The sequence below is a fragment of the Rugamonas sp. genome, from assembly GCF_025354735.1.
Lineage (GTDB): Bacteria > Pseudomonadota > Gammaproteobacteria > Burkholderiales > Burkholderiaceae_D > Rugamonas.
Window position 1 is genome coordinate 1 of the sequence record NZ_JANXMI010000128.1, and the last position, 21386, is coordinate 21386.

General features: G+C 65.2%; 21 protein-coding genes and 1 tRNA gene. 14 read left to right on the top strand and 8 right to left on the bottom strand.

All coding sequences use genetic code 11. From position 1 onward, the window contains the following. The 3 genes from Q0S71_RS10410 to Q0S71_RS10420 form a co-directional block, all read right to left on the bottom strand. A partial coding sequence (locus tag Q0S71_RS10410) for an efflux RND transporter periplasmic adaptor subunit (RefSeq protein WP_295994611.1) occupies positions 1-549 on the bottom strand: 549 nt, incomplete at its 3' end. A gap of 139 nt (positions 550-688) precedes the next feature. Next, positions 689-1558, bottom strand: coding sequence for an alpha/beta hydrolase fold domain-containing protein (locus Q0S71_RS10415; RefSeq protein WP_295994613.1), 870 nt, complete (start codon positions 1556-1558; stop codon positions 689-691). A gap of 10 nt (positions 1559-1568) precedes the next feature. Beyond that, positions 1569-2780, bottom strand: coding sequence for an MFS transporter (locus Q0S71_RS10420; RefSeq protein ID WP_295994615.1), 1212 nt, complete (start codon positions 2778-2780; stop codon positions 1569-1571). Positions 2781-2914: 134 nt separating this feature from the next. On the opposite strand from Q0S71_RS10420, the gene Q0S71_RS10425 reads away from it, so the two are divergent. The 11 genes from Q0S71_RS10425 (at position 2915) to Q0S71_RS10475 (ending at position 11720) form a co-directional block, all read left to right on the top strand. Further along, complete coding sequence (locus Q0S71_RS10425; protein WP_295994617.1) at positions 2915-3379, top strand: helix-turn-helix domain-containing protein; 465 nt, start codon at positions 2915-2917, stop codon at positions 3377-3379. 55 nt (positions 3380-3434) lie between these two features. After that, a complete protein-coding gene (fliN, locus tag Q0S71_RS10430) occupies positions 3435-3857 on the top strand; it encodes a flagellar motor switch protein FliN (protein WP_295994619.1) in 423 nt (140 codons plus the stop codon). Between the two features lie 83 nt (positions 3858-3940). Further along, on the top strand, positions 3941-4558 hold the full coding sequence (locus tag Q0S71_RS10435; RefSeq protein ID WP_295994621.1) for a TetR/AcrR family transcriptional regulator: 618 nt from the start codon (positions 3941-3943) through the stop codon (positions 4556-4558). A 191-nt stretch (positions 4559-4749) separates the two neighbouring features. Further along, entirely contained in the window at positions 4750-5373 is a 624-nt protein-coding gene (locus Q0S71_RS10440; RefSeq protein WP_295994622.1) for a TetR/AcrR family transcriptional regulator, read from the top strand. Beyond that, on the top strand, positions 5361-5888 hold the full coding sequence (locus Q0S71_RS10445; RefSeq protein WP_295994624.1) for a GNAT family N-acetyltransferase: 528 nt from the start codon (positions 5361-5363) through the stop codon (positions 5886-5888). Before Q0S71_RS10440 ends, Q0S71_RS10445 begins: the two co-directional genes overlap by 13 nt. 78 nt (positions 5889-5966) lie before the next feature. Further along, complete coding sequence (locus Q0S71_RS10450; RefSeq protein WP_295994627.1) at positions 5967-6983, top strand: M14 family zinc carboxypeptidase; 1017 nt, start codon at positions 5967-5969, stop codon at positions 6981-6983. Positions 6984-7096: 113 nt separating this feature from the next. After that, positions 7097-7852 (top strand): alpha/beta fold hydrolase, encoded by a 756-nt coding sequence (locus Q0S71_RS10455; RefSeq protein ID WP_295994657.1) that lies wholly within the window; start codon positions 7097-7099, stop codon positions 7850-7852. 75 nt (positions 7853-7927) lie between these two features. Next, the gene (locus Q0S71_RS10460) at positions 7928-8206 is read left to right on the top strand and encodes a YkgJ family cysteine cluster protein (protein WP_295994628.1); all 279 of its coding nucleotides are present in this window, start codon (positions 7928-7930) and stop codon (positions 8204-8206) included. Positions 8207-8447: 241 nt separating this feature from the next. Next, positions 8448-9287 (top strand): undecaprenyl-diphosphate phosphatase, encoded by an 840-nt coding sequence (locus Q0S71_RS10465; protein WP_295994631.1) that lies wholly within the window; start codon positions 8448-8450, stop codon positions 9285-9287. A gap of 17 nt (positions 9288-9304) precedes the next feature. After that, positions 9305-11164 carry a DNA helicase RecQ gene (gene recQ, locus Q0S71_RS10470; RefSeq protein WP_295994634.1) on the top strand — a complete coding sequence of 620 codons (1860 nt, stop codon included), beginning with the start codon at positions 9305-9307 and terminating at the stop codon, positions 11162-11164. 49 nt (positions 11165-11213) lie between these two features. Beyond that, complete coding sequence (locus tag Q0S71_RS10475; protein WP_295994637.1) at positions 11214-11720, top strand: hypothetical protein; 507 nt, start codon at positions 11214-11216, stop codon at positions 11718-11720. 79 nt (positions 11721-11799) lie between these two features. Here Q0S71_RS10475 and trmB read toward each other — a convergent pair whose 3' ends face one another. Further along, positions 11800-12480 (bottom strand): tRNA (guanosine(46)-N7)-methyltransferase TrmB, encoded by a 681-nt coding sequence (trmB, locus tag Q0S71_RS10480; RefSeq protein WP_295994640.1) that lies wholly within the window; start codon positions 12478-12480, stop codon positions 11800-11802. Between the two features lie 386 nt (positions 12481-12866). Here trmB and Q0S71_RS10485 point away from each other — a divergent pair, with 386 nt between their 5' ends. Next, complete coding sequence (locus Q0S71_RS10485; RefSeq protein ID WP_295994643.1) at positions 12867-15284, top strand: TonB-dependent receptor; 2418 nt, start codon at positions 12867-12869, stop codon at positions 15282-15284. A 121-nt stretch (positions 15285-15405) separates the two neighbouring features. Here the strand turns inward: Q0S71_RS10485 and Q0S71_RS10490 are convergent, their stop codons facing one another. Then, positions 15406-15660, bottom strand: coding sequence for a hypothetical protein (locus Q0S71_RS10490; RefSeq protein WP_295994646.1), 255 nt, complete (start codon positions 15658-15660; stop codon positions 15406-15408). A gap of 305 nt (positions 15661-15965) precedes the next feature. After that, positions 15966-18251 (bottom strand): TonB-dependent receptor, encoded by a 2286-nt coding sequence (locus Q0S71_RS10495; protein WP_295994648.1) that lies wholly within the window; start codon positions 18249-18251, stop codon positions 15966-15968. 581 nt (positions 18252-18832) lie between these two features. On the opposite strand from Q0S71_RS10495, the gene Q0S71_RS10500 reads away from it, so the two are divergent. Further along, positions 18833-19972 carry a glutathione-independent formaldehyde dehydrogenase gene (locus tag Q0S71_RS10500; RefSeq protein ID WP_295994651.1) on the top strand — a complete coding sequence of 380 codons (1140 nt, stop codon included), beginning with the start codon at positions 18833-18835 and terminating at the stop codon, positions 19970-19972. An 80-nt stretch (positions 19973-20052) separates the two neighbouring features. Then, complete coding sequence (locus tag Q0S71_RS10505) at positions 20053-20535, top strand: hypothetical protein (RefSeq protein ID WP_295994654.1); 483 nt, start codon at positions 20053-20055, stop codon at positions 20533-20535. Positions 20536-20560: 25 nt separating this feature from the next. Here the strand turns inward: Q0S71_RS10505 and Q0S71_RS10510 are convergent. Both Q0S71_RS10510 and Q0S71_RS10515 read right to left on the bottom strand, forming a co-directional pair. Then, positions 20561-20634, bottom strand: a tRNA-Gly gene (locus tag Q0S71_RS10510). Positions 20635-20754: 120 nt separating this feature from the next. Beyond that, a complete protein-coding gene (locus Q0S71_RS10515; RefSeq protein ID WP_295994660.1) occupies positions 20755-21243 on the bottom strand; it encodes a restriction endonuclease subunit S in 489 nt (162 codons plus the stop codon). Positions 21244-21386 lie beyond the last annotated feature (143 nt).

Sequence of the window (21386 nt, forward strand, 5' to 3'; positions counted from 1 at the left end):
GCGGGTGTAGCTGAGGTTGAGCTTGGCGTTCTCGAACTGCGCTTCGGCGGCGCGGGCGCTGGCGTCGAGTTCCTTGAAGCCGGAGGTGTTTTCGTCGAGCTCGCGCTGGGCGATGGCTTTTTCGGCAAACAGTTTTTCGGCGCGGGCCAGTTCGATCTTGGCCAGCTCGACCTTGGCGCGGGCGGCGGCGGCGGCCGCCTCGGTGCGGTGCAGCTCGGCCTCGTACGGACGCTGATCGATGACGAACAAGACGTCGCCCTTGTTGATGATGGCGCCGGGCTGGACGTTGACGGTGGTGATGAAACCGCCGACGCGGGCGCGGATGTCGACGTGCTCGATGGCTTCCATGCGGCCTGAGAATTCCTGCGTCTCGGTGATGGTTTTCTCGACGACGGTGGCGGCCGACACGGTGGCGCCATCGGCCGGCGCGGCCTGGGGTTTGCCGTGGGCGCTGTCGCAGCCGGCCAGGCCGACGCTGATGATACCGGCCAGGGCCATCGCTGCGACTACCGGGACGGCCAGGGTCTTGAAGCTTGGTGCTTGTTTCATCTTGATCTCTCTCTCAGATTGTGAATGCGGCATAAAACGGGAAGGGGGTTCTGGCTGGGTCCAGCGCTGCGGCGCCTGAACTTAGAGCTCACTTAACATCTATATTTAGAGTATCAAAGAACTCTATAAGATGCAAGCGCTATTTGTTGATATCGGCGAGAAAGTCGCCTATGGCCGCCAACACGGCGGCGCTGGCGGCGCATTCATCGCGGCCGTCGGCGCTGGGCAGCGCGACGGCGGGCAGGCGCAGCACGGTGGCGGCGACGCCGCTGGCCCGCAGGCGGGCGCCGTAGTGTTCGGCTTCGTCGCGCAGCGGGTCGCCGTCGACGGTCAAAATCAGCGCCGGCGCCATGCCGCGCAAACGGCTCGATTGCAGCGGCGAGGCGTAGGGGTGGATGCGGTCGGACGGATGCGGCAGATAGCCGCGATAGCCGGCGGCGCAGGCGTCGGCCAGGTCGCGCCGGACCGCGTCGTGCGGCGTGGCGCGCATGGAGGCGCTGCTCAGGCTGGGGTCCAGCATGGGCATGACGAGGATTTGCCCCGCCAGCCGGGGCGTGCCGCGGTCGCGCGCCATCAGGGCGGCGACGGCGGCCAGGTTGGCGCCCGCTTCCACCCCGGCCACGATCAGCCGCCGGCCATTCCAGCCCAGCCGCGCGGCATGGGCCTGGGCCCAGCGCAGCACGGCGTGGGCGTCTTCGGCGGCGGCCGGGAACGGTTGCACGCTAGCCAGCGTGTAGGTGCTGGCCAGTACGATCAAATCGGGGTGGCCGGCCACCAGCTGGCGCAGGATGGGGTCGGCCGGGTCCAGCGTGCCGGCGCCGAAGCCGCCGCCGTGGAAAAACACCAGCAAGTCCGGCTTGCGCGCCGACGGCGCGGCGCGCACGGTGGTGCCGTAGACGCGCGCCGGCAAGGGACCGGCGGCGCCGTCGACCGCCAGGTCGATGCCGGCGCGCCCGGCCGGCCGCGGATCGGACGACGCGGCAGGTGACGGGGAGGATGACGGCGACATGGCGCGCTGCTCAGCCGTTGCGACGGTCGATGTTGCCGACGATCAGCACCATCAATATGCCGGCCGCGACGATGGCCGCGCCCAATGCCATGGCGCTGTGCACGCCGGCGCCGTTGACGGCCAGCGCGCCGGCGAAGGAGCCGAGCGAGATCGCCAGTTGCAGCACGCCGACCAGCACGGCGCCCACCGCTTCCGGCTTGTCGCGGGTGGCGCCGCCGAAAATCCACAATTGCAGGCTGACGGGCACGATGCCCCAGACCACCGCCCACACCATCAGGCTGACGGTGGCCAGGGCGAAGTTGCCGCCGAAGATAGTCAGGCCCAGCAGCGAAATCAGGAACACGATCATATTGCCCAGCACGGTGCCGTGGCGGCTGCGGGCGGCCAGCGCGCCGCCGATGAAGTTGCCGGCGATGCTGAACAGGCCGTAGGCCAGCAGCAGCGAGCTCAAGACATTGGTGTCGACCCCCGTCACCTGCGCCAGGTAGGGCGTGACGAAGGTGTAGCCGGCGTACTGGCCGCCGACGGCGAACAGCAGCGTCAGCAGGGCGGCGGCGTTGCGCGGCGACTTCAGCACGCGGCCCAGGTCGGCCACGGTGACGTGGTCGTCCATGACGATGTTGGGCAGGTAGCGCCACTGCGTCAGCAGCACGATCAGCGGAATGATGGTGGCGGCGACAAAGGCGACGCGCCAGCTGAAGTAGGCGGCGATCAGCGTGCCGGCGGGCACGGCCAGCACGGCGGCGATGGAGATGCCGCTCATGACTATGGTCGACGACACGTGGGCCTTGTCGGCCGGAACCAGCCGCGCCGCCGCCGGCACCGCCACGGCCCAGAAGCCGCCCAGCGCGATGCCGAGCAGGATGCGGGCGCCGAACAGCACGGCGAAGCTGGGCGCCAGCGCCGACAGCACGCTGGAGATGATGGTCAATATCGTCAGCCCGATCAGCACGCGGCGGCGGTCCATGCTGCCGACGGCCAGGGCCGTGCCGGGCGCGGCCACGAAGGCCAGCAGCGCCGTGATGGACACCATCATGCCGGCCGTGCCTTCGAGCACATGCAGGTCGCGGCTGATGCCGCTGAGCAAGCCGACCGGCAGCAATTCGGCGAACACCACCGTGAAGGCGCCGAGCGCGATGGCCAGCACGCCCGACCACGAGGTGGCTGGAGCTGGGGCGGCGGCTGCGTCGGGTAGGACCGGACTTTCCAGGACTGCTGACATGATAATTCCCTCGCTAGGTTTGGTTTCATTATTAAACTGAGCGCAGCTTACAACAACCGGTTGCATATGTAAACCAGTTTTGGTGCTATCATTCAACTAGATTCCTACCCATCGCAAGCAAAGGCGGAAAGAAAATGAAACGTAGCAGTATGGAAAATGAGGTGTGTGCCGTGGCCCGTTCGCTCGACGTCATCGGCGACTGGTGGACCTTGCTGATCGTGCGCGACGCGCTGGCCGGCCTGCGCCGCTTCGGCGAGTTCCAGCGCAGCCTGGGCGCGGCCAAGAATATCCTGACGACGCGGCTGCGCGCCCTGGTCGCGCAAGGCATCCTGGAAACGGCGCCGGCTTCCGACGGCAGCGCCTACCAGGAATACCGGCTCACCGCCAAGGGCCGCGCGCTGGTGCCGGTGCTGGTGGCGCTGGGCCAGTGGAGCAACGAGCACGTGTTCCTGCCGGAGCAGGAGCGCATCCTGCCGGTCGACCGCGCGCAGCGTTTGCCGATCCAGCCCTTGCAGGTGGTCGCCGCCGACGGCCGCCGCCTCGCGCCCGAGGAAGTCCATTTCGATGCGCCCCAGCGGCCGCCGGCCGGACTCAGCTGATTTGCGGACCACCCGTCCGACCATCCCGCCACGCCGTCACTAACCGGACCACGCCATGAACGCCATCCACTCGCCCGCGCCGCAGCCGGACCACGACCTCGACTGGGAAGCTGCGCTGGCCGCCGCCGCGCCGGCCGCCGCACCGGCCGCGGAACCGGCCATTAACGCCCACGTGTTCGAGCACTTCGCGCCGCCGGCGAACAGCGAGGCGGTACATAACGACATCGATTTCATCCTCGACATCCCGGTGCAACTGACCGTCGAACTGGGGCGCAGCAAGATCGCGGTGCGCAACCTGCTGCAAATCGCCCAGGGCAGCGTGCTTGAACTCGACGGCCTGGCCGGCGCGCCGATGGACGTGCTCATCAACGGGTGCCTGATCGCCCAGGGCGAGGTGGTGGTCGTCAACGACAAGTTCGGCATCCGCCTGACCGACATCACCAATCCGTCCGAGCGGATCCGCAGCCTCAAGCGCTAGCGGGCGCCGCGCCGCGCGCCATCGCCGTTAATTTAGAGTACAATCCTATACTAAGTGCAACAGTGGCCACACAGGAGTCCATGATGAGAAAATCGAAAGCCGATACGGCGGAAACCCGCAAGCGCATCGTTGAGATGGCGTCCAAGGTATTCCTGACCCAGGGTCTGGCCGCCACCGGCGTGGCCGACATCATGGCCGCCGCCGGCCTGACGCAGGGCGGCTTCTACCGCCACTTCGAGTCGAAGGAGGCGCTGATCGCCGAGGCCAACGGCGTCGCCATCGACCACCTGTTCGCCATGTTCGCCGAGGAAACGGCCGGCCTGGCGCCGCGCGCGGCGCTGGACCTGATCGTGACGATTTACCTGAGCCAGCTGCAACAGGAAGACGCCCAATATCTGTGCCCGCTGGCCAACCTGGGCAGCGAACTGCGGCATGCCGATGCGCAAATCAAGGCCTCGGCGGCGGACGGCTACCAGCGGCTGGTGCAGCTGATCGCGTCGAAAACCGAGCCGCTGGGCATCGCCCGGCCCTTGCAGATCGCCGACGCCATCGTCTCGACCATCGTCGGCGCCGTCACGCTGTCGAAGTTGACGCTCAACGACGCGGCGGGCGACGCCGTGCTGGCGAACGCGAAAAACACGGTCGACATGTTGCTGGCGGCCTCGGCCTCGGCCTCGGCGCCGGTCGCCGTCGCCGCTTAATAGTCGTAGCCTTGACCCTGCCGCCAGGCCGGGTCCGCACCCCGCCCGCGCCCGCGCCGGCGGGGTGTTTTTATGTCGGCGGCGCCCCCGTTGCGGTCCGCGCCATTTAGATGACACGGATTTCCCCATATTAGATTAAACTAGACCTCTAAGAGCTGCGCAGCGTTTGCCTGCCAGAACCGGAGTCCAGCATGAAAAAGTCCAAAGCCGATACCGTCGAGACCAGGAAGCGCATCGTCGCGGTCGCCTCCAGGGTATTCCTGGCGCAAGGCCTGGCCGCCACCGGCATCGCCGACATCATGGCCGCCGCCGGCTTGACGCCGGGCGGCTTCTACCGCCATTTCGAGTCCAAGGAACAATTGATCGCCGAAGCCAACAGCGCCGCGTCGGCCCAGTTGCTGGACGTGTTCGCCAAGGCGACGGCGGGCCAGCAACCGCGCGAAGCGCTGGCCACGGTGGTGTCGCTGTATCTGGACCAGTCGGAACAAGTCTCGGCGCTGTGCTCGCTGGCCAGCCTGGGCAGCGAGCTGCGCCACGCCGACGACCACGTCAAGGATATCGCCATGAACGGCTACCGCCGCATGATCGAATTCGTCTCCGGGCTGACGCGCTTGCTGGGCGTGCCCGACCCGGCCAGCGTGGCCGACGCCATCGTGTCGACGCTGGTGGGCGCGGTGACGATTTCGCGCCTGGCCACCGACGCCGCGCTGGCCCAAACCATACGCGACCACGCCCGCGCCGTCGTCGGCAGCCTGGCCGGCAAGACGCCGTCCCCGTCCGCATCCCCCGCCCTATCGTCGCCATGTCCAGTGTAAACGGGGACGGCCGGCCGTCCGAACAAGCAGCCAAGGCCGTCGACATCGCCGCCGTGGACATCATCGACTACGCGCCGCACTACGCGGCCGATTTCAAGCGCCTCAACATCGACTGGCTGGAGCGGTTTTTTTACGTCGAACAGATCGACAACACCGTGCTGTCCGATCCGCAGCGCCACATCCTCGACCCGGGCGGCGCCATCTTCCTGGCGCGGCTGGGCGGCGAGATCATCGGCGCCTGCGCGCTGATCGCCGCCGGCGACGGCGCGCTGGAATTGTCGAAGATGGCCGTCGCGCCGCACCGCCAGGGGCTGGGCGTGGGCCGGCGCCTGATCGAGCGCGCCATCGCCGCGTACCAGGCCGGCCCCGCCACGCGGCTGTTCCTGGAATCGAACAGCAAGCTGGAACCGGCGATCCGCCTGTACCTGCGGGCCGGCTTCGCGCACGCGCCCAAGCCGGCGGCGGCCGAGGCCCACTACGAGCGCGCCGACGTCTACATGGAGTGGCGCGGCTAAGCCTGTTTTTTCGACGCCGGCGTCCGCGGCCGGCGCCGCCGCGCTACACTGGCAGCCACCGTCCGACCCACGCTGCCCATGATCGAAAAAAACCTGCCCGAACTGATCGCCCTGAAGCGTTTGATCGACGAGGGCGGCCGCCATCTCGACGTCGGCGTGCCGTGCACGGTCAGCATGGACGGCCGCGATTTCCCCGTCTACACGCTGGCGCTGGGCAATCCCAGTCCGGACGTGCCGGCCGTCGGCTTCTTTGGCGGCATCCACGGACTGGAGCGGATCGGCACCCAGGTCATCCTGTCCTTTTTGCACAGCCTGCTGACCCGGCTGCAATGGGACCACGCGCTGCACCAGCAACTGCAATCGCTGCGCCTGGTCTTCATGCCGCTGGTCAATCCGGGCGGCATGTGGCAGGGCACGCGCTGCAATCCCCAAGGCGTCGACCTGATGCGCAACGCGCCGGTGACGGCGGCCGGCCGCGTGCCGCTGCTGCTGGCCGGACAGCGCATCAGCGCGCGGCTGCCGTGGTATCGCGGCGCGGCCGGCGCGCCGATGGAACAGGAAAGCCGCGCCGTCTGCGAGCTGGTCGAGCGCGAACTGCTGTCGCGGCGCTTCAGCCTGGCGCTCGACTGCCACTCCGGCTTCGGCCTGCGCGACCGCATCTGGTTCCCGCACGCGCACACGACGACGCCCATCGCCCACCTGGCCGACGTCGGCGCGCTGGTCGAATTGTTCGGCCACAGCTACCCCAACCACAACTATGTGTTCGAGCCCCAGAGCCGGCAATACCGCACCCACGGCGACCTGTGGGATTATCTCTACCTGAACGACAGCGGCCCGGCCGAGCGCGTGTTCCTGCCGCTGACGCTGGAGATGGGTTCCTGGCTGTGGGTCAAGAAAAACCCGCGCCAGCTGTTCAACCGGCTCGGCATCTTCAACCCGGCACCCACGCACCGCCTGCAGCGGGTGCTGCGCAGCCACCTGGTGTGGTTCGACTTCCTGCTGCGCGCGGCCGCCAGCCACGGCCACTGGACCCCGGTCGGACTGGCGCGCAAGGCACAGCAGCGGCGCGCGCTGGCACGCTGGTACGACGCATGAGCTTGCCGAACGCGGCGTCCTCGCCCGTGCCCTCGCCTTCGTCCGCGTCCGCGCCTTCCACCGCCGCCGGGGCCGCCGACGCCGCCGGCTGCTGGGTCTTGCTGCGCGGGCTGATGCGCGAACAGCGCCACTGGGAAGACTTCCCGCAGCGGCTGGCGCAGGCGCTGCCGGAGGCCGTCATCGTCACGCCCGACCTGCCCGGCAACGGCCAGCGCCACGGCCTGCGCAGCGCCAGCCGCATCGGCGACAGCGTCGAATTTTGCCGCGATCAACTGCGCGCGCGCGACCTGCTGCCGCCCTACCGGCTGCTGGCGCTGTCGCTGGGCGGCATGGTCGCCGTCGAATGGGCCAGCCGCTATCCCGCCGAAATCGCCGGCGCCGTGCTCATCAACACCAGCATGCGGCCCTACGGCCGCTTCCACCAGCGCCTGCGCTGGCGCAATTACGCGGCCCTGGCCGGCCTGCTGCTGCGCGGCGGCGCCGGCGGCCACGATGGGCAAGCGCGGCAGGAGCGCCTGATCCTCGAGCTGAGCAGCAACGACGACGCCACCCGCGCCGCCCTGCTGCCGCGCTGGCTGGCCTACCAGCGCGACTACCCGGTCACGCGCGGCAACGCGCTGCGCCAGCTGTGGTCGGCCGCGCGCTACCGTGCGCCGGCGGCGCGCCCGCCCGTGCCGCTGCTGATCTTGTCCGCCGCCGGCGACCGCCTGGTCGATCCCGAATGCTCGCGCCGGCTGGCCCAAGCGTGGCAACTGGACCATCGCCAGCACCCCAGCGCCGGCCACGACCTCCCGCTCGACGACGGCCCTTGGGTGGCGCACATGGTGGCGCAAGCGGCGGCGCACTGGCCGGCGACAAAACCCGCATAAAGTCCGGCGCCGGCCGCCGCCTGTAAAATAGGCGTCCTGGCGCCGCCTCCGCCGCGCTCCCACGTCCAAGAATGTATGAACCAGAACGACACCGCGCTGCCCTGCCGCAGCGACTGCGGCGCCTGCTGCACCGCGCCCTCGATCACCAGTCCGATACCCGGCATGCCGAACGGCAAGCCAGCCGGCGTCCGGTGCATCCAGCTCGGGGACGACAATCGCTGCGGCATCTTCGGCCGGCCGGAACGTCCCGCTTTCTGCGGCGGCCTGCAGCCGTCGGCGGAAATGTGCGGCGCCAACCGCGCGCAGGCGATGCGCTGGCTGACCGCTCTGGAGCGCGCCACCGCGCCAGCATAATGCACAAGTCCACGTAACTATATTCCTCATCGTTTTTTCGGCTTGCGATTCACGGCCATCGCATCGCGCCTCGATGCCGGTCCTCATGCCCTTGTTTTCAACAAACTCCCGCGCCGCGCGCCCGATCCGGCATCCGATTGCCGCCGCCGCGGCGCGCTCGTGGTAAGCTTCGACCCCGCGCAGCACACCGTGCGCGACGAGCCGCTACACTTCCTCCATCACACCACACGCCTACTCATTCATGGATATTATTCTCGCGCTCAAAGCCCTCGTCATGGGCCTGGTTGAAGGCTTCACCGAGTTCCTGCCCATTTCGTCGACCGGCCACCTGATCCTGGCCGAAAGCCTGCTCGGCTTCAAAGGCATGGAAGAGAAAATGAAAGTGTTCGAGATCGTGATCCAGGCCGGCGCCATCTTCGCCGTCTGCTGGGAATACCGGGTCCGCATCGCCGCCATCCTGGCCGGCATCTTCAGCGACCGCAAGCAGCAGCGCTTCGCCGTCAACGTGCTGATCGCCTTCCTGCCGGCGGCCGTGCTCGGCGTGCTGTTCAACAGCAAGATCAAGGCCGTGCTGTTCGCGCCGGTGCCCGTGGCGCTGGCCTTCATCGTCGGCGCGCTGGTGATCCTGGCCGTCGAACGGCGCGCCAAACGCCATCCGGCGCTGGCCCGCATCCACTCGGTCGACGACATCACGCCCATGGACGCGCTGAAAATCGGCTGCGCCCAGGCCTTCGCGCTGATCCCCGGCACCAGCCGCTCCGGCGCCACCATCATGGGCTCGATGCTGTTCGGCCTGTCGCGCAAGGTCGCCACCGAATTCTCCTTCTTCCTGGCGATCCCGACGCTGTTCGGCGCCACCGTCTACTCGCTGTACAAGGAACGCGCGCTGCTGTCGGCCGCCGACCTGCCGCTGTTCGGCATCGGCACCGCGGCCGCCTTCGTGTCGGCCTTCCTGTGCGTGCGCTGGCTGCTGCGCTATATCAGCTCGCACGACTTCACGGCCTTCGCCTGGTACCGCATCGCCTTCGGGCTGATGGTGCTGGCGACCGCCTACTCCGGCCTGATCGTCTGGGCCGACTAACGCAAGATTTGAGCATCATGAATCAGGATATGGACACCACGGCGCACTCCCCGGCGCACTCACCCGACCTCGCGGCGCGCGCGCTCGAGCAGCTGCAAACTGTGTTCGGCTACCCGGCCTTCCGCGGCCAGCAGGGCGAGATCGTCGAACACGTCGCCAACGGCGGAGACGCGCTGGTGCTGATGCCGACCGGCGGCGGCAAGTCGCTGTGCTACCAGATCCCGGCGCTGCTGCGCGACGGCGTCGGCGTCGTCATCTCGCCGCTGATCGCGCTGATGCAGGACCAGGTCGACGCGCTGGCGGAGGTGGGCGTGCGCGCCGCCTTCCTCAATTCGACCCAGACCTACGAGGAAGCGAACCGCATCGAGCGCCTGGTGCGCACCGGCCAGATCGACCTGGTCTACGTGGCGCCGGAACGGCTGATGACGGAGCGCTGCCTGAACCTGTTCCACGACTCGAAGATCGCGCTGTTCGCGATCGACGAGGCGCATTGCGTGTCGCAGTGGGGCCACGACTTCCGGCCCGAGTACATCAAGCTGTCGATCCTGCACGAGCAGTTCCCCAACGTGCCGCGCATCGCGCTGACGGCCACCGCCGACCAGCAGACCCGCACCGAGATCGCGCACCGCTTGCAGCTCAACGACGCGCTGCAATTCGTGTCCTCGTTCGACCGCCCCAACATCCGCTACCAGATCGTCGAAAAGGCCAACGGCCGCAAGCAGCTGCTCGACTTCATCACCAGCGAGCATGGCGGCGACAGCGGCATCGTCTACTGCCTGTCGCGCAAAAAGGTCGAGGAGACCGCCGAGTTCCTGAACGAGAACGGGATCCGCGCCATGGCCTATCACGCCGGCATGGAGCACGCCAAGCGCAGCGCGAACCAGTCGCGCTTCCTGCGCGAGGAAAGCATCGTCATGTGCGCCACGATCGCCTTCGGCATGGGCATCGACAAGCCGGACGTGCGCTTCGTCTGCCACCTCGATTTGCCGAAGTCGATCGAGGGTTATTACCAGGAGACCGGCCGCGCGGGCCGCGACGGCATGCCGGCCAACGCCTGGATGGCCTACGGCCTGCAGGACGTGGTGCTGCAGCGGCGCATGATAGACGAATCGGAAGCCGACGAAACCTTCAAGCGCGTGCTGGGCATGAAGCTCGACGCCATGCTCGGACTGTGCGAGACGCTGAGCTGCCGGCGCGTGCGCCTGCTCGATTATTTCGGCGAGCGCTCTACCCCGTGCGGCAATTGCGACACCTGTCTGATTCCGCCGGTGTCCTTCGACGGCACGGTGCCGGTGCAGAAACTGCTGTCGGCGATTTACCGCGTCGACCAGCGCTTCGCGGCCGGCCACGTGGTCGAAGTGCTGCGCGGCGTCGAGACGGAACGGATCAAGACCTGGCACCACGACTCGCTGTCGGTGTTCGGCATCGGCGCCGACCGCAGCGAACAGGAATGGCGCGCCATCCTGCGCCAGGCCATCGCGCTGGGCCTCATCACGGTCGACCACGAACAATACAGCTCGCTGAAGCTGACCGACGCCGCGCGCCCGGTTTTAAAAGGCGGCCAGAAGGTGCAGCTGCGCCAGTACCAGAAACCGGTCAAGGCCAAGCGGCCGACGACGGCCTCGAAAGGCTATGTCGAGATGGACTTGTCGAACTCCGAGCAAGCCATCTTCGACAAGCTGCGCTGGTGGCGCGTGGAGACGGCGCGCGCCCACAATGTGCCGGCCTACGTGATCTTTGTCGACGCCACGCTGCGCGAAATCGCCAAGGCCAAGCCCACTTCGCTGGACGATTTGCGCGGCGTGTCCGGCGTCGGCGAGAAAAAGCTCGCTTCCTACGGCGATGAAATCGTCGCCATGATCGCCGAGATGCTGTGATGTGGCGGCGCGCCGCACTCGCTGCCGCGCCGCGCTATTGTTGAAGACTATGAACTATTTACTCGCCCTCGTCATCCTCATCGCCACCGTGCTGGTGGTGCGCGCCATCCTGCGCAGCGGGCCCGCGCGCGCGGCCGCCCTGCCGCTGCCGTCCGGCGTGCCGTATGTGCCGGCGCTGCCCGAAGGCGAGTCCGCGCTGCACTGGTCCGACGGCGCGCGTTATCTGGTGGAAGTGGTCAACGAGTCGCGCTATCAGGCCACGCTCAAGGAGCTGGCCGGCGCGCACGGCGAGCGGGCGGCCGACGCGCGCTATCGGGCCATGCTGGTGCCGGACGACCGCAATGCGTATGAGGACAAGGCGGTCGCGGTGTTTTTGAATGGCCGCATGGCCGGCTATCTGGCGACGAAGGACGCGCTGCGTTTCCGCCAGCGCCTGGCCGCCAAGGAGATGCCGGCCGCGCTGACGTCGTGCGACGCCATCGTGCGCGGCGGCGGCATGTGGCAGGGCCGCCATCTGTCGTATGTGGTGGTGCTGGACATCGAGCCGTTCGAGTAATCCAGAATCGGCGCGCGCGGCGCGGGACATCGGCGGCCGCTTTCACGACCCGGTTTTCACGGCCCGCGAGCGACGGACTTTATTTTTTGACGAACACCAGATCCCACACGCCGTGCCCCAGTTTGATGCCACGGTTTTCAAACTTGGTCAGCGGACGGTAGGCCGGCTGCGGCGCATAGCCTTCGGCGCTGTTCTGCAAGCCGCCCTCGGCGCCCAGCACTTCCAGCATCTGCTGCGCATATTCCTGCCAGTCGGTGGCGCAGTGCAGATAGCCGCCGGTGGCCAGCTTTTGCGTCAGCAGCGCGACAAACGGCGCCTGGATCAGTCGGCGTTTGTTGTGGCGCGCCTTGTGCCACGGGTCCGGGAAGAACACGTGCACGCCGGCCAGCGATCCGTCGGGGATCATCTGGTTCAGCACTTCGACCGCGTCGTGCTGGATCAAACGCAGATTGCCGATGGCTTGTTCGCCGATCTGCTTGAGCAGGCTGCCGACGCCCGGCGTATGCACTTCCACGCCGATGAAATCCTGGTCCGGCATGGCGCGCGCGATGTGCGAGGTGGTGTCGCCCATGCCGAAGCCGATTTCCAGAATCACCGGCGCCGTGCGGCCGAAGGCGGCCGCGTAATCGAGCGGCGCTTTCGCGTACGGCAGCAGATATTGCGGCCCCAGTTCCTCCCGCGCGCGCGCCTGGGCGACCGACAGGCGGCCGGCCCGCGTGACGAAGCTGCGGATGCGGTGTTCGGTCGGGTCGTATAACATAGCCCGCGCTGGGCCGTTCGGTGGCGTTTCGGAAGAAGACATGGGATGGAATCTATCGGTGAAATGGAAGGCCGGCGCGCTGCGGCGCCGGCTGTGCTGTCGGGCATTATACCAGTCCGCCCACGCCCTTCCGGCGGCGCTGGACCGTGCCCCAGACCGCACCGAATTCCGTCCCACATCCGCATCGAAACCGCACCACCACGGCACCCCAAATTGGCGCACGGCCCACTGGCACGCCGTTTGCGCACCAGCACCGTGCAACCGTCTGACGTAATTACAACAAACAATGTTTATTCTTGACCATTGTTGTCTATACAATATACGCTAGTCCGCATTACTTCCGAATTATCTCCACCAAGCCGTAGCGAAGGGACTAGCAAATGACCATGAAACGCACCCGATTGCACCTGGCGATCGCCACCTTGTTCACCGCCACCACCGCGCTGAGCGCGTCGGCCTGGGCCCAACAGGCGGCCGATGCCATGCCAACGACCACGCCGGCCGCCAGCGACGACGCGGCGCCGGCCGGCGCCAAGCGCGCCCCGCGCAGCGACCAGATTCAGTTGGTCGTCGTCACGGCCCAGAAGCGCAAGGAAGACGTCAACAAGGTGCCCATCAGCGTGTCCGTGGTGCAGGGCGAAGACCTGGCCGCCAAGCACATCACCGGCCTCGAAGACATCACCCGCAACGTGCCCAATATCTCCTTCTCGGGCGGCACCCAGGGTAGCGGCGCCGGCCTGTCGAACATCGAAATGCGCGGCATCTCCTCGAGCGCCGGTTCCGGCACCGTCGGCATTTATATGGACGACGTGTCGATGACGACCCGCAATCTGTACAGCCTGGGCAGCCCGGAGCCGAAGTTCTTCGACGTCGACCGCATCGAGGTGCTGCGCGGCCCGCAGGGCACGCTGTACGGCGCCAGCTCCATGGGCGGCACGCTCAAGGTCATCATGAACCAGCCGGACTTGAAACACGTCACCAACTCCTTCTCGACCGAAGTGTCGGCCACCGACAAGGCCGGCGGCTTGAACGACACCGTCAACGCCGTGCTCAACGTGCCGCTGATCCCGAACGAGATGGCGCTGCGCATCGGCGTGCAGAGCAGCCACATCGGCGGCTACATCAAGCAGGTCGACCCGGACACGCTGGCCACCGTCCACGACCACACCAACACCGAGAACGACGTCGTCGTGCGCGCCGCGCTGAAGTGGAACGTCACGCGCGACCTGACGGTCACGCCGTCGATCTTCTACCAGCAAGTCAAGACCGGCGACCTGGGCACCGAATATCCGCTGTCGCAAACGACGGGCGCGGCGCTGCAACCGTACCAGATCTCCAAGCCGGTGCTGGAACCGGGCAAGGACAAGCTGTTCACGCCCAGCCTGACCGTCAATTACGACCTCGGCGCGGCCGACCTGATTTCCGTGTCCAGCTACTACCAGCGCACCTTCGACCGCACCCAGGACGGCACCCAGGCCAACAGTTCCTTCATCGGCGGCGTCTTCGTCACGCCGAGTGCGCCGGACGGCCTGGCCGGCGCGCTCAGCGTCCTGCCCGGCTACGTCTACCTGAACAACCAGGTCCACCAGTTCTCGCAGGAATTGCGCGTGTCGTCGAAAGGCTACGATCCGAAAGGCGGCACGCCGCTGACGTGGATAGGCGGCCTGTACTTCTCCAACCTGCACACCACCGTCAACGATTACGAGCCGATACCCGGCATCGGCGCGCTGTTCAAATCCTACGGCGTGAGTCCGGACGATCCCAACATCGTCACCGGCAGCTTCCCCGGCGCCTTCGCCGGCGACAGCGCCTATTTCAGCGCGCGCCACTACCGCACCCAGCAGGAAGCCGTGTTCGGCGAGCTCAGCTACCACATGACGCCGGACCTGACCTTCACCGCCGGCGCGCGCGAAGTGCACGCCACCGATTCGCTGGCGCGCGAAGGCAGCAACTACTTCACGTCGACGCCGGGCGAAACGATACAGCAGCCGCACGACGTCGACAGCCGCGCCTTCACGCCGAAGTTCGCCGTGTCGTGGAATGTCGATGCGAGCAATATGCTGTACGCCAACGCGGCCAAGGGCTTCCGCCTGGGCAGCCAGAACCGCGACATTCCGCTGTCGCTGTGCGGCGCCGAATTGAACAGCATGGGCTTGACGCAGGCGCCGGCCAGCTTCGGCGCCGATTCGCTGTGGAGCTACGAGCTGGGCAACAAGTCGCGCTTCCTCAACAACCGCCTGTCGGTGAACGCGGCGGTCTACTACATCGACTGGAAAAACATCCAGGTCGACCGCACGCTGGACTGCACCTTCGACTACGAAACCAACGCCGGCAAGGCCCGCAGCGCCGGCCTGGAACTGGAAGTGAAGGCCAAGCCGACCGCCGACCTGACGATAGACTTCAGCACCGGCTATTCGAACGCCTACCTGGTCGAGGCCAACCAGGCGCTCGGCTCCAACGGCGGCCAAAAGGTGCCGGGCGTGCCGAAGTTTAACGCCACGCTGGGCGGCGAATACCGCTTCACCATCACCGGCGACACCGACGGCTTCGTGCGCATGACGGGCCACTGGACCGGCAGCAGCTACGGCACCACGCACGACACCGACACCGACTACACCCGTCCGGCCTATGCGACGGTGGACGCCAGCATCGGCGCCAACGTCGGCAAATACCAAGTGTCGCTATTCGCCAAGAACCTCGGCAATAACGACAAGATCATCCAGAAGCCCAGTGTGCAGTTCTTCCAGGAAAACTACCGCCTGGTGCCGCGCACCGTGGGCTTGAACTTCTCGGGCAGCATCTAAGCGCGGGCGGGACGCAGGCCGCCGCGTTCACCTCGCAGTAACAAAAAAAAAGTCCGCCAGGTTGAACTGGCGGACTTTTTTTATGCCGCGGCCATCGGTGGCGCGGCGGCAGGCGCGGCGATTATTGCAACCTGGTCGGCGAGGCCTGGCCCTGCGTGGCGTTTTGATAGTCGGCGCCGCTGGTGCTGTTGACCGCATGACCGCCGTGCGATGGCAGGCGGCTGCCGGTCTGCTGGCGATCGTTGTCCATCCATGCCTTGCGATTTTCCGTCGACTCGGCCGTGTTGGCGTCGCCGACTTTACTGGCGTCGGTGGTGGCGCAAGCGCTCAGGCCGACCGATGCCAGCAGCATCAATCCTGCAATCATTTTATTCATGGCATTCCTTAAGTGGTGGTTGAAACATGAAGACCGGGGCCAATTTGCGGGATAAATTGTAACACTTGGTTTTTGCAAAAAACAGTATCTTATATCACAACGTCCGGTTCAAAAAAATTGTGGCCGGAACGCGCGCACTCGCACGAGTGAGGCCGGCCATGATGCGCGACCGTTTTTCATTCGAGCGGATCGGCGGCGCGCCGCGGCCGACCGAACTGGCGCCGGCCGCCACCGCGACGCCGGTCCGGCCTGAATAAATAGGGTATAAATAATTTATATTATTTATACCCTATGTCATCCCCCCCCTACATTTTATAGCTCAGGTTGACGCCCGCCGTCAGCGGCTGGTTCGTCATGACCCGGCTGAAGGCGGCCGACGGCTCCGTTTCCTGGAACATGTTTTCAAGCGCGACGTGCTTGTTGCCGAGATTGTTGACAAAGGCGCTCACGCCCCAGCCACGGGACGATTCCAGGCCCACGCGCATATTGGTCAAGTTATAGGCTGGCAATTTCACATAGTGTCCCGTCGATTGATAAGGGTAGACGAAGCTCAGCGAATAGCGCGCGTCCACATAGGTATTGTCGACCCCGGCCGTGAAGACATAGCCGTCGGCCAGGTGCTTTTGGTAGCTCAGGCTGACGTTGCCGTTGAACAGGGGCACGTCCGGCATCACATTGGCCGGCGAAATTTCCCAGTGCTCGCCCGGCGACACGTCGGCATGGGTATAGCCGAGCGCCGCACCCAGCACGAAACCGCCGCCCAGCACGGCCTTCAGGTTGACGTCCGCGCCCTCGATGGTGGCCTTCTTGCCGTTGATGTTGAAGGCCCAGTCGCCGGGATAGCCCAGCAGTTGCGGGTTCTTCCAGTTTTCATAATAGGCGCTGGCGTTCACCGTCAGCCGGTGTTCGAAGAAGCGCGCCTTCTCGCCCACTTCATAGCTCCACACATGGTCGGGCTTGTAGCTGGTGGGCCAGCCGCTGGAATAATTGAAGGGCGCGTAAGCCCCGCTCCAGAAGGCGCCGGTGGTCGGATACAGCGCGTTGCCGCCGCCGGGGCGCGAGCCGCGCGACACGTTGGCGTAGACCATCAGGTCGTTGTCGATCTCGTAGGACAGGCCCAGCTTGGGATTGACGCCCACATCGATCTGGCGGAGCGCGCCGGTCGCCGACGGCGTCGCCGCGCCCAGGCCCGAGCCCCAGCCGGTGATGGTGGACGAAAAAGCGTAGTCGTAGCGGTAGAGCCGGGCGCCGGCCTCGATTTTCCAGCGCTCGTTGAGCTCGTAGCTGGCGTTGCCGAACAAGGCGAACTGCGTCATGTGGGTGGGCGAATCGGCGATGAACCATTGATTCGTCGTGGCCGCCTGATTCGTCCCCAGGTCCATATACACCGAGGGGTTGGCCGTGATGCCGGAAAAATTCCAGGTCGACCAATAATCGCTCGCGTAGGCGCCGGCGACCCACTGCAAGGGACCGGCGCCCTTGGACGCCAGGCGCAGTTCCTCGCTGAGCTGGCGGGTGGGATCGTCTTCGGTGCCGACCACCGCGCCGGTGCCGCCGGGGCCGTAATATCCCGGCTGCGGTCCGGCCGGATTGTTATTCGAGGCCAGGGTCGCGCCCGATTGCGGATTGTTAAAGTCTTCGCTGCCGTCCTGCACCTGGACCGAGCGCCGTTTCCAATAGGACGTGGTCGAGGTCAGGTCGACCGTATCGAAAGCGTAACGGAGCGCCAGCGTTCCTATGGTGATGCGGTCGGTCATCGGTTCGGCGATATCGAAAGGCTGGTAATGCGTTTGCGTCGCCGGCGTGCTGTCGTACGCGCTGATGCCATCTTGCTTGCTCGTGAAATAATACAGCCCCGGTGCGATCGTCAACTGCGGCGTCGCCTTCCAGAGCAGATTCATGCGCAGGTTATATTGCTGGGCCGCGTTCGAATGCGGATGACTGGCCGCGACCGGGGCCGACTGCACGTCGCCGCGCGTGGCACCGTTGTTGCCGACCACGGGGAAGGGGTTGGCCACGATACGGTCGATCCAGCCGCTCGTATATGCTTCGGAGGCGACGATGCGCAGGGCCATGCTGTCCGGGACCAGCGGGATGTTGAGCATGGCGTTATTCGTGTGATTGAATCCGCCGCCGTCGGTCCCCGACAAAATGCTTTGCAGCGATGCGGAAAATCCGCTCGTATCGGGCGCCGCCGTAATCAGCTTCACCGAACCGCCCATCGCGCCGGCGCCATACGAGGTGCCCTGCGGCCCGCGCAAAACGTCGACGCCGGCCATGTCGTACAGCGCCGGCGAGATCACCACCTTGCCGTTTTGCGCGCCGGCCGGCGGCGTCAGCGGGATGTCGTCGAGATAGAAACCCGAGGTCGGCGAACTGCCGCCGCTGGACGTCATGCCGCGCATCTCGATCTCGGTCTGGCCGGTTCCTTCGGTCTTCAGGGACACGCCCGCGATCGACTGGATCAGCGTGGTGATATCCGGAATCGCATTCTGTTCCAGCAGCGCGCCGCCGACCATCTCGATGCTTTCGGACTTGCGCTGCGCCGTCAGGGTTTGCTTCTGGGCCGAGACCAGCACCTCTTGCATCATGCCGGCGCCGGCAGCGCCGGCGGCATTGGCAACATCCGAACTCGCGGGCGTTTCGGGCGCGTCGGCGGCCAGCGCCCGGCCGGAAACGGAGAGGGCGGACAGGCTAAGGATGGCACACGCCAGTGCGATCGGTCCCGGTTTGAACGGCAGCGTAATTGCCGCGCAAGCGAGCTGGCTGCGATGTGTCGACCGGTGCGAAACGATGCTCATATTCTGACCTTTTAGCTTTTTTTGATAGTAATCATGGGGGGAGCAAGATGGAAAAACATCCCGGGATGGCCGGCTTGTCCATCGAATTGAGCATAACCATGACGAAATAAAAATTTTCTAAAAAGCACTACCAAAACCATAAAATTGTTATAAAAATCGCTGGCTTGACGGGTGCGATCCGTCAAGGAACTGAAGCGGGTTGTCGATCAGTTGCGGCATGACGCTGCCGAAGCGAGGAAAGAACCGAGCACAGCGTTAAGCGTCGTACAGAGCGCGACCGCGCGTGGGCACATAGTTGGCCAGGCCCGTCCTTCGCAGCGCTCCGCGCGCGAACGGACCGGCCGCCGTCCACTCCCACCAAAGGAACGCACATGAAAGCTCTCGTTTATAACGGCCCGCGCGACGTGCAGGTCAAGGAAATGCCAGACGCAAAAATCGAAAAGGAAACCGACGTCCTGGTCCGCATCACCACCACCAACATCTGCGGCTCGGACCTGCATATGTATGAAGGCCGCACCGAGATGGAAAGCGGCCGCATCCTGGGCCACGAAAACCTGGGCCAAGTCATCGCCGTCGGCAAGGCCGTCGACCGCGTCAAGGTCGGCGACATGGTCTGCCTGCCCTTTAATATCGGTTGCGGCTTCTGCGCCAACTGCGAACGCGGGCTGTCGGGCTTTTGCCTGACCGTCAATCCGGGCACCGCCGGCGGCGCCTACGGTTTTGCCGGCATGGGCCCCTACAGCGGCGGCCAGGCCGAATTGCTGCGCGTGCCCTACGGCGACTACAACTGCCTGGTGTTGCCGGAGGACGCGCAGGAAAAGGAAAACGACTACGTCATGTTGTCCGACATTTTCCCGACCGGCTATCACGCCACCGAACTGGCCAGCGTCAAACCCGGTCAAACGGTGGTGATCTACGGCGCCGGCCCGGTCGGGCTGATGGCGGCGACATCGGCCTTCATCAAAGGCGCCAGCCAGGTCTTCGTGGTCGACAGCCACAAGGATAGACTGCAATTGGCCGAGAAAATCGGCGCCACGGCGATCGACGATACCGAGGGCGACGGCGTGCAGCGCGTGCTGGAACTGACCAAGGGCCAGGGCGCCGATTGCGGCTGCGAATGCGTGGGCTACCAATGCTGCGACCGCCATGGCAAGGAAGTCCCCAACCTGACGATGAATAATCTGGTGCAGACCGTCAAGGCGACCGGCTCCATCGGCACCGTCGGCGTCTTCCTGCCCAAGGACCCGGGCGCGCAGGACGACCTGGCCAAAGAAGGCAAGCTGGCCTTCGACTTCGGCCAGTTCTGGTTCAAGGGCCAGAAGATCGCCACCGGCCAAGCCAACGTCAAGGCCTACAACCGCATGCTGTCCAACCTGATCCACGTGGGCAAGGCCAAACCCTCGATGATTGTTTCCCATGAGCTCGCGCTGGAGCAGGCGCCGGAAGCCTACGAGAATTTCGATGCGCGCAAGCAGGGCTGGACCAAAGTCATTCTCAAGCCCGGCAAATAAGGGCTCGAATGGCTAGCGATCGGGGACGGCGCCGCTCCCGATTCCAGCGCTTTGAAAAAACTTCCACTTAGGAGTAGAAAATGAACCTACGCAGCCTGCTTTCCTCCGCCCTGATCGGCGCCGTTGCCAGCGCACGATCAATGACGCCCATGGCCACCCTCGCGGCCGCACGCCTCGCCGACCGCCATACGACGGGCGAACTGGTCCTCCTGGATCGTCCTCTGTTTAAATACGGTGCGCTGGCGATGGGGGTCGGAGAACTGTTCGGCGACAAGATGCAGACCGCGCCCGACCGCACGGTGTTCCTCGGCCTGTTGGCGCGCGTCATGAGCGCCGGGATCGCCGGTGCGGCGCTGGCGCCGCGCGGCCGCGAGCACGCGGGCGCGGCGGTCGCCGTCGCCACCGCCGTACCGCTGGCCTACCTGACGCTGGCCGGCCGCAAGCAAGCGATGGCGCGCATCGGCCAGACCCGCAGCGGACTGATCGAAGACGCGCTGATCGTCGCCGCGGGGACCGCGATCGTGGCTTGGGCCACCCGTCCGAAATACGAGCAGCTGGAGTAAAAGCGGAAAATGGGGCCGGCGGCGCTGGAGCGGGTGAAGGGGATCGAACCCTCGTATGCAGCTTGGGAAGCTGCCGTTCTACCATTGAACTACACCCGCATCAGCCGCAATTCTACGCGGGTTTGCACGCGATTGACAACGTTGCGGCATGGCTGCTGTGATCGAAAGTGTGATGGCCGATGTCACCAAGGTGTGATGGCCAATTTACTCAATGCCGAATCAAATAGGCCCTGCTGTCGATGCTTTCTCAACAACTGCATTTGCAAATTCTTGCTGAACCTGACTCGCAGCTGCAAGACGCTCGGTCAACTGCGCACAAACTGTAGCTAGCTCCCGAATTTTTCGTACGATTGCGTGTTGCTGGGCAAGCGGCGGCAATGGAATCTTCAGATTCGAAATTTCAGTACTGTTTATGTTCTTAACACCACTTGTGGTTCGAATTGGAGTCTCAATTGATTCTCTTATATGCGGCGTTTTCATAACCATCTGAAAATACTCAGGATCAATTATCTTATTCCGCAACCTTATTCTTACCAAATATCCAGCAAATGAACAACCCAGAGCATCTTCAGCAACCAATGCAGTTTTCCCAACGAGTGCTGCGCTTCCATTTGATCGAATTAATAAGACATCTCCAATTTTCAACCTTAACTTCTCTTGCTCGATTAAGGTTAGAGGCCCATATTTAATATCTTCAACCGAAACGATATCTGTTCGTTTGCGCGCTGAATTGACCCACTCCGTTTGACCCTCCCTCCATTGCCTGGCGAACGCCGCCACGCGATCGTAAGACCCCCCGAATCCCAATTCCAATAGATCCTCGTGGAGCTGTTTAAGGCTGCGCCGCTGCT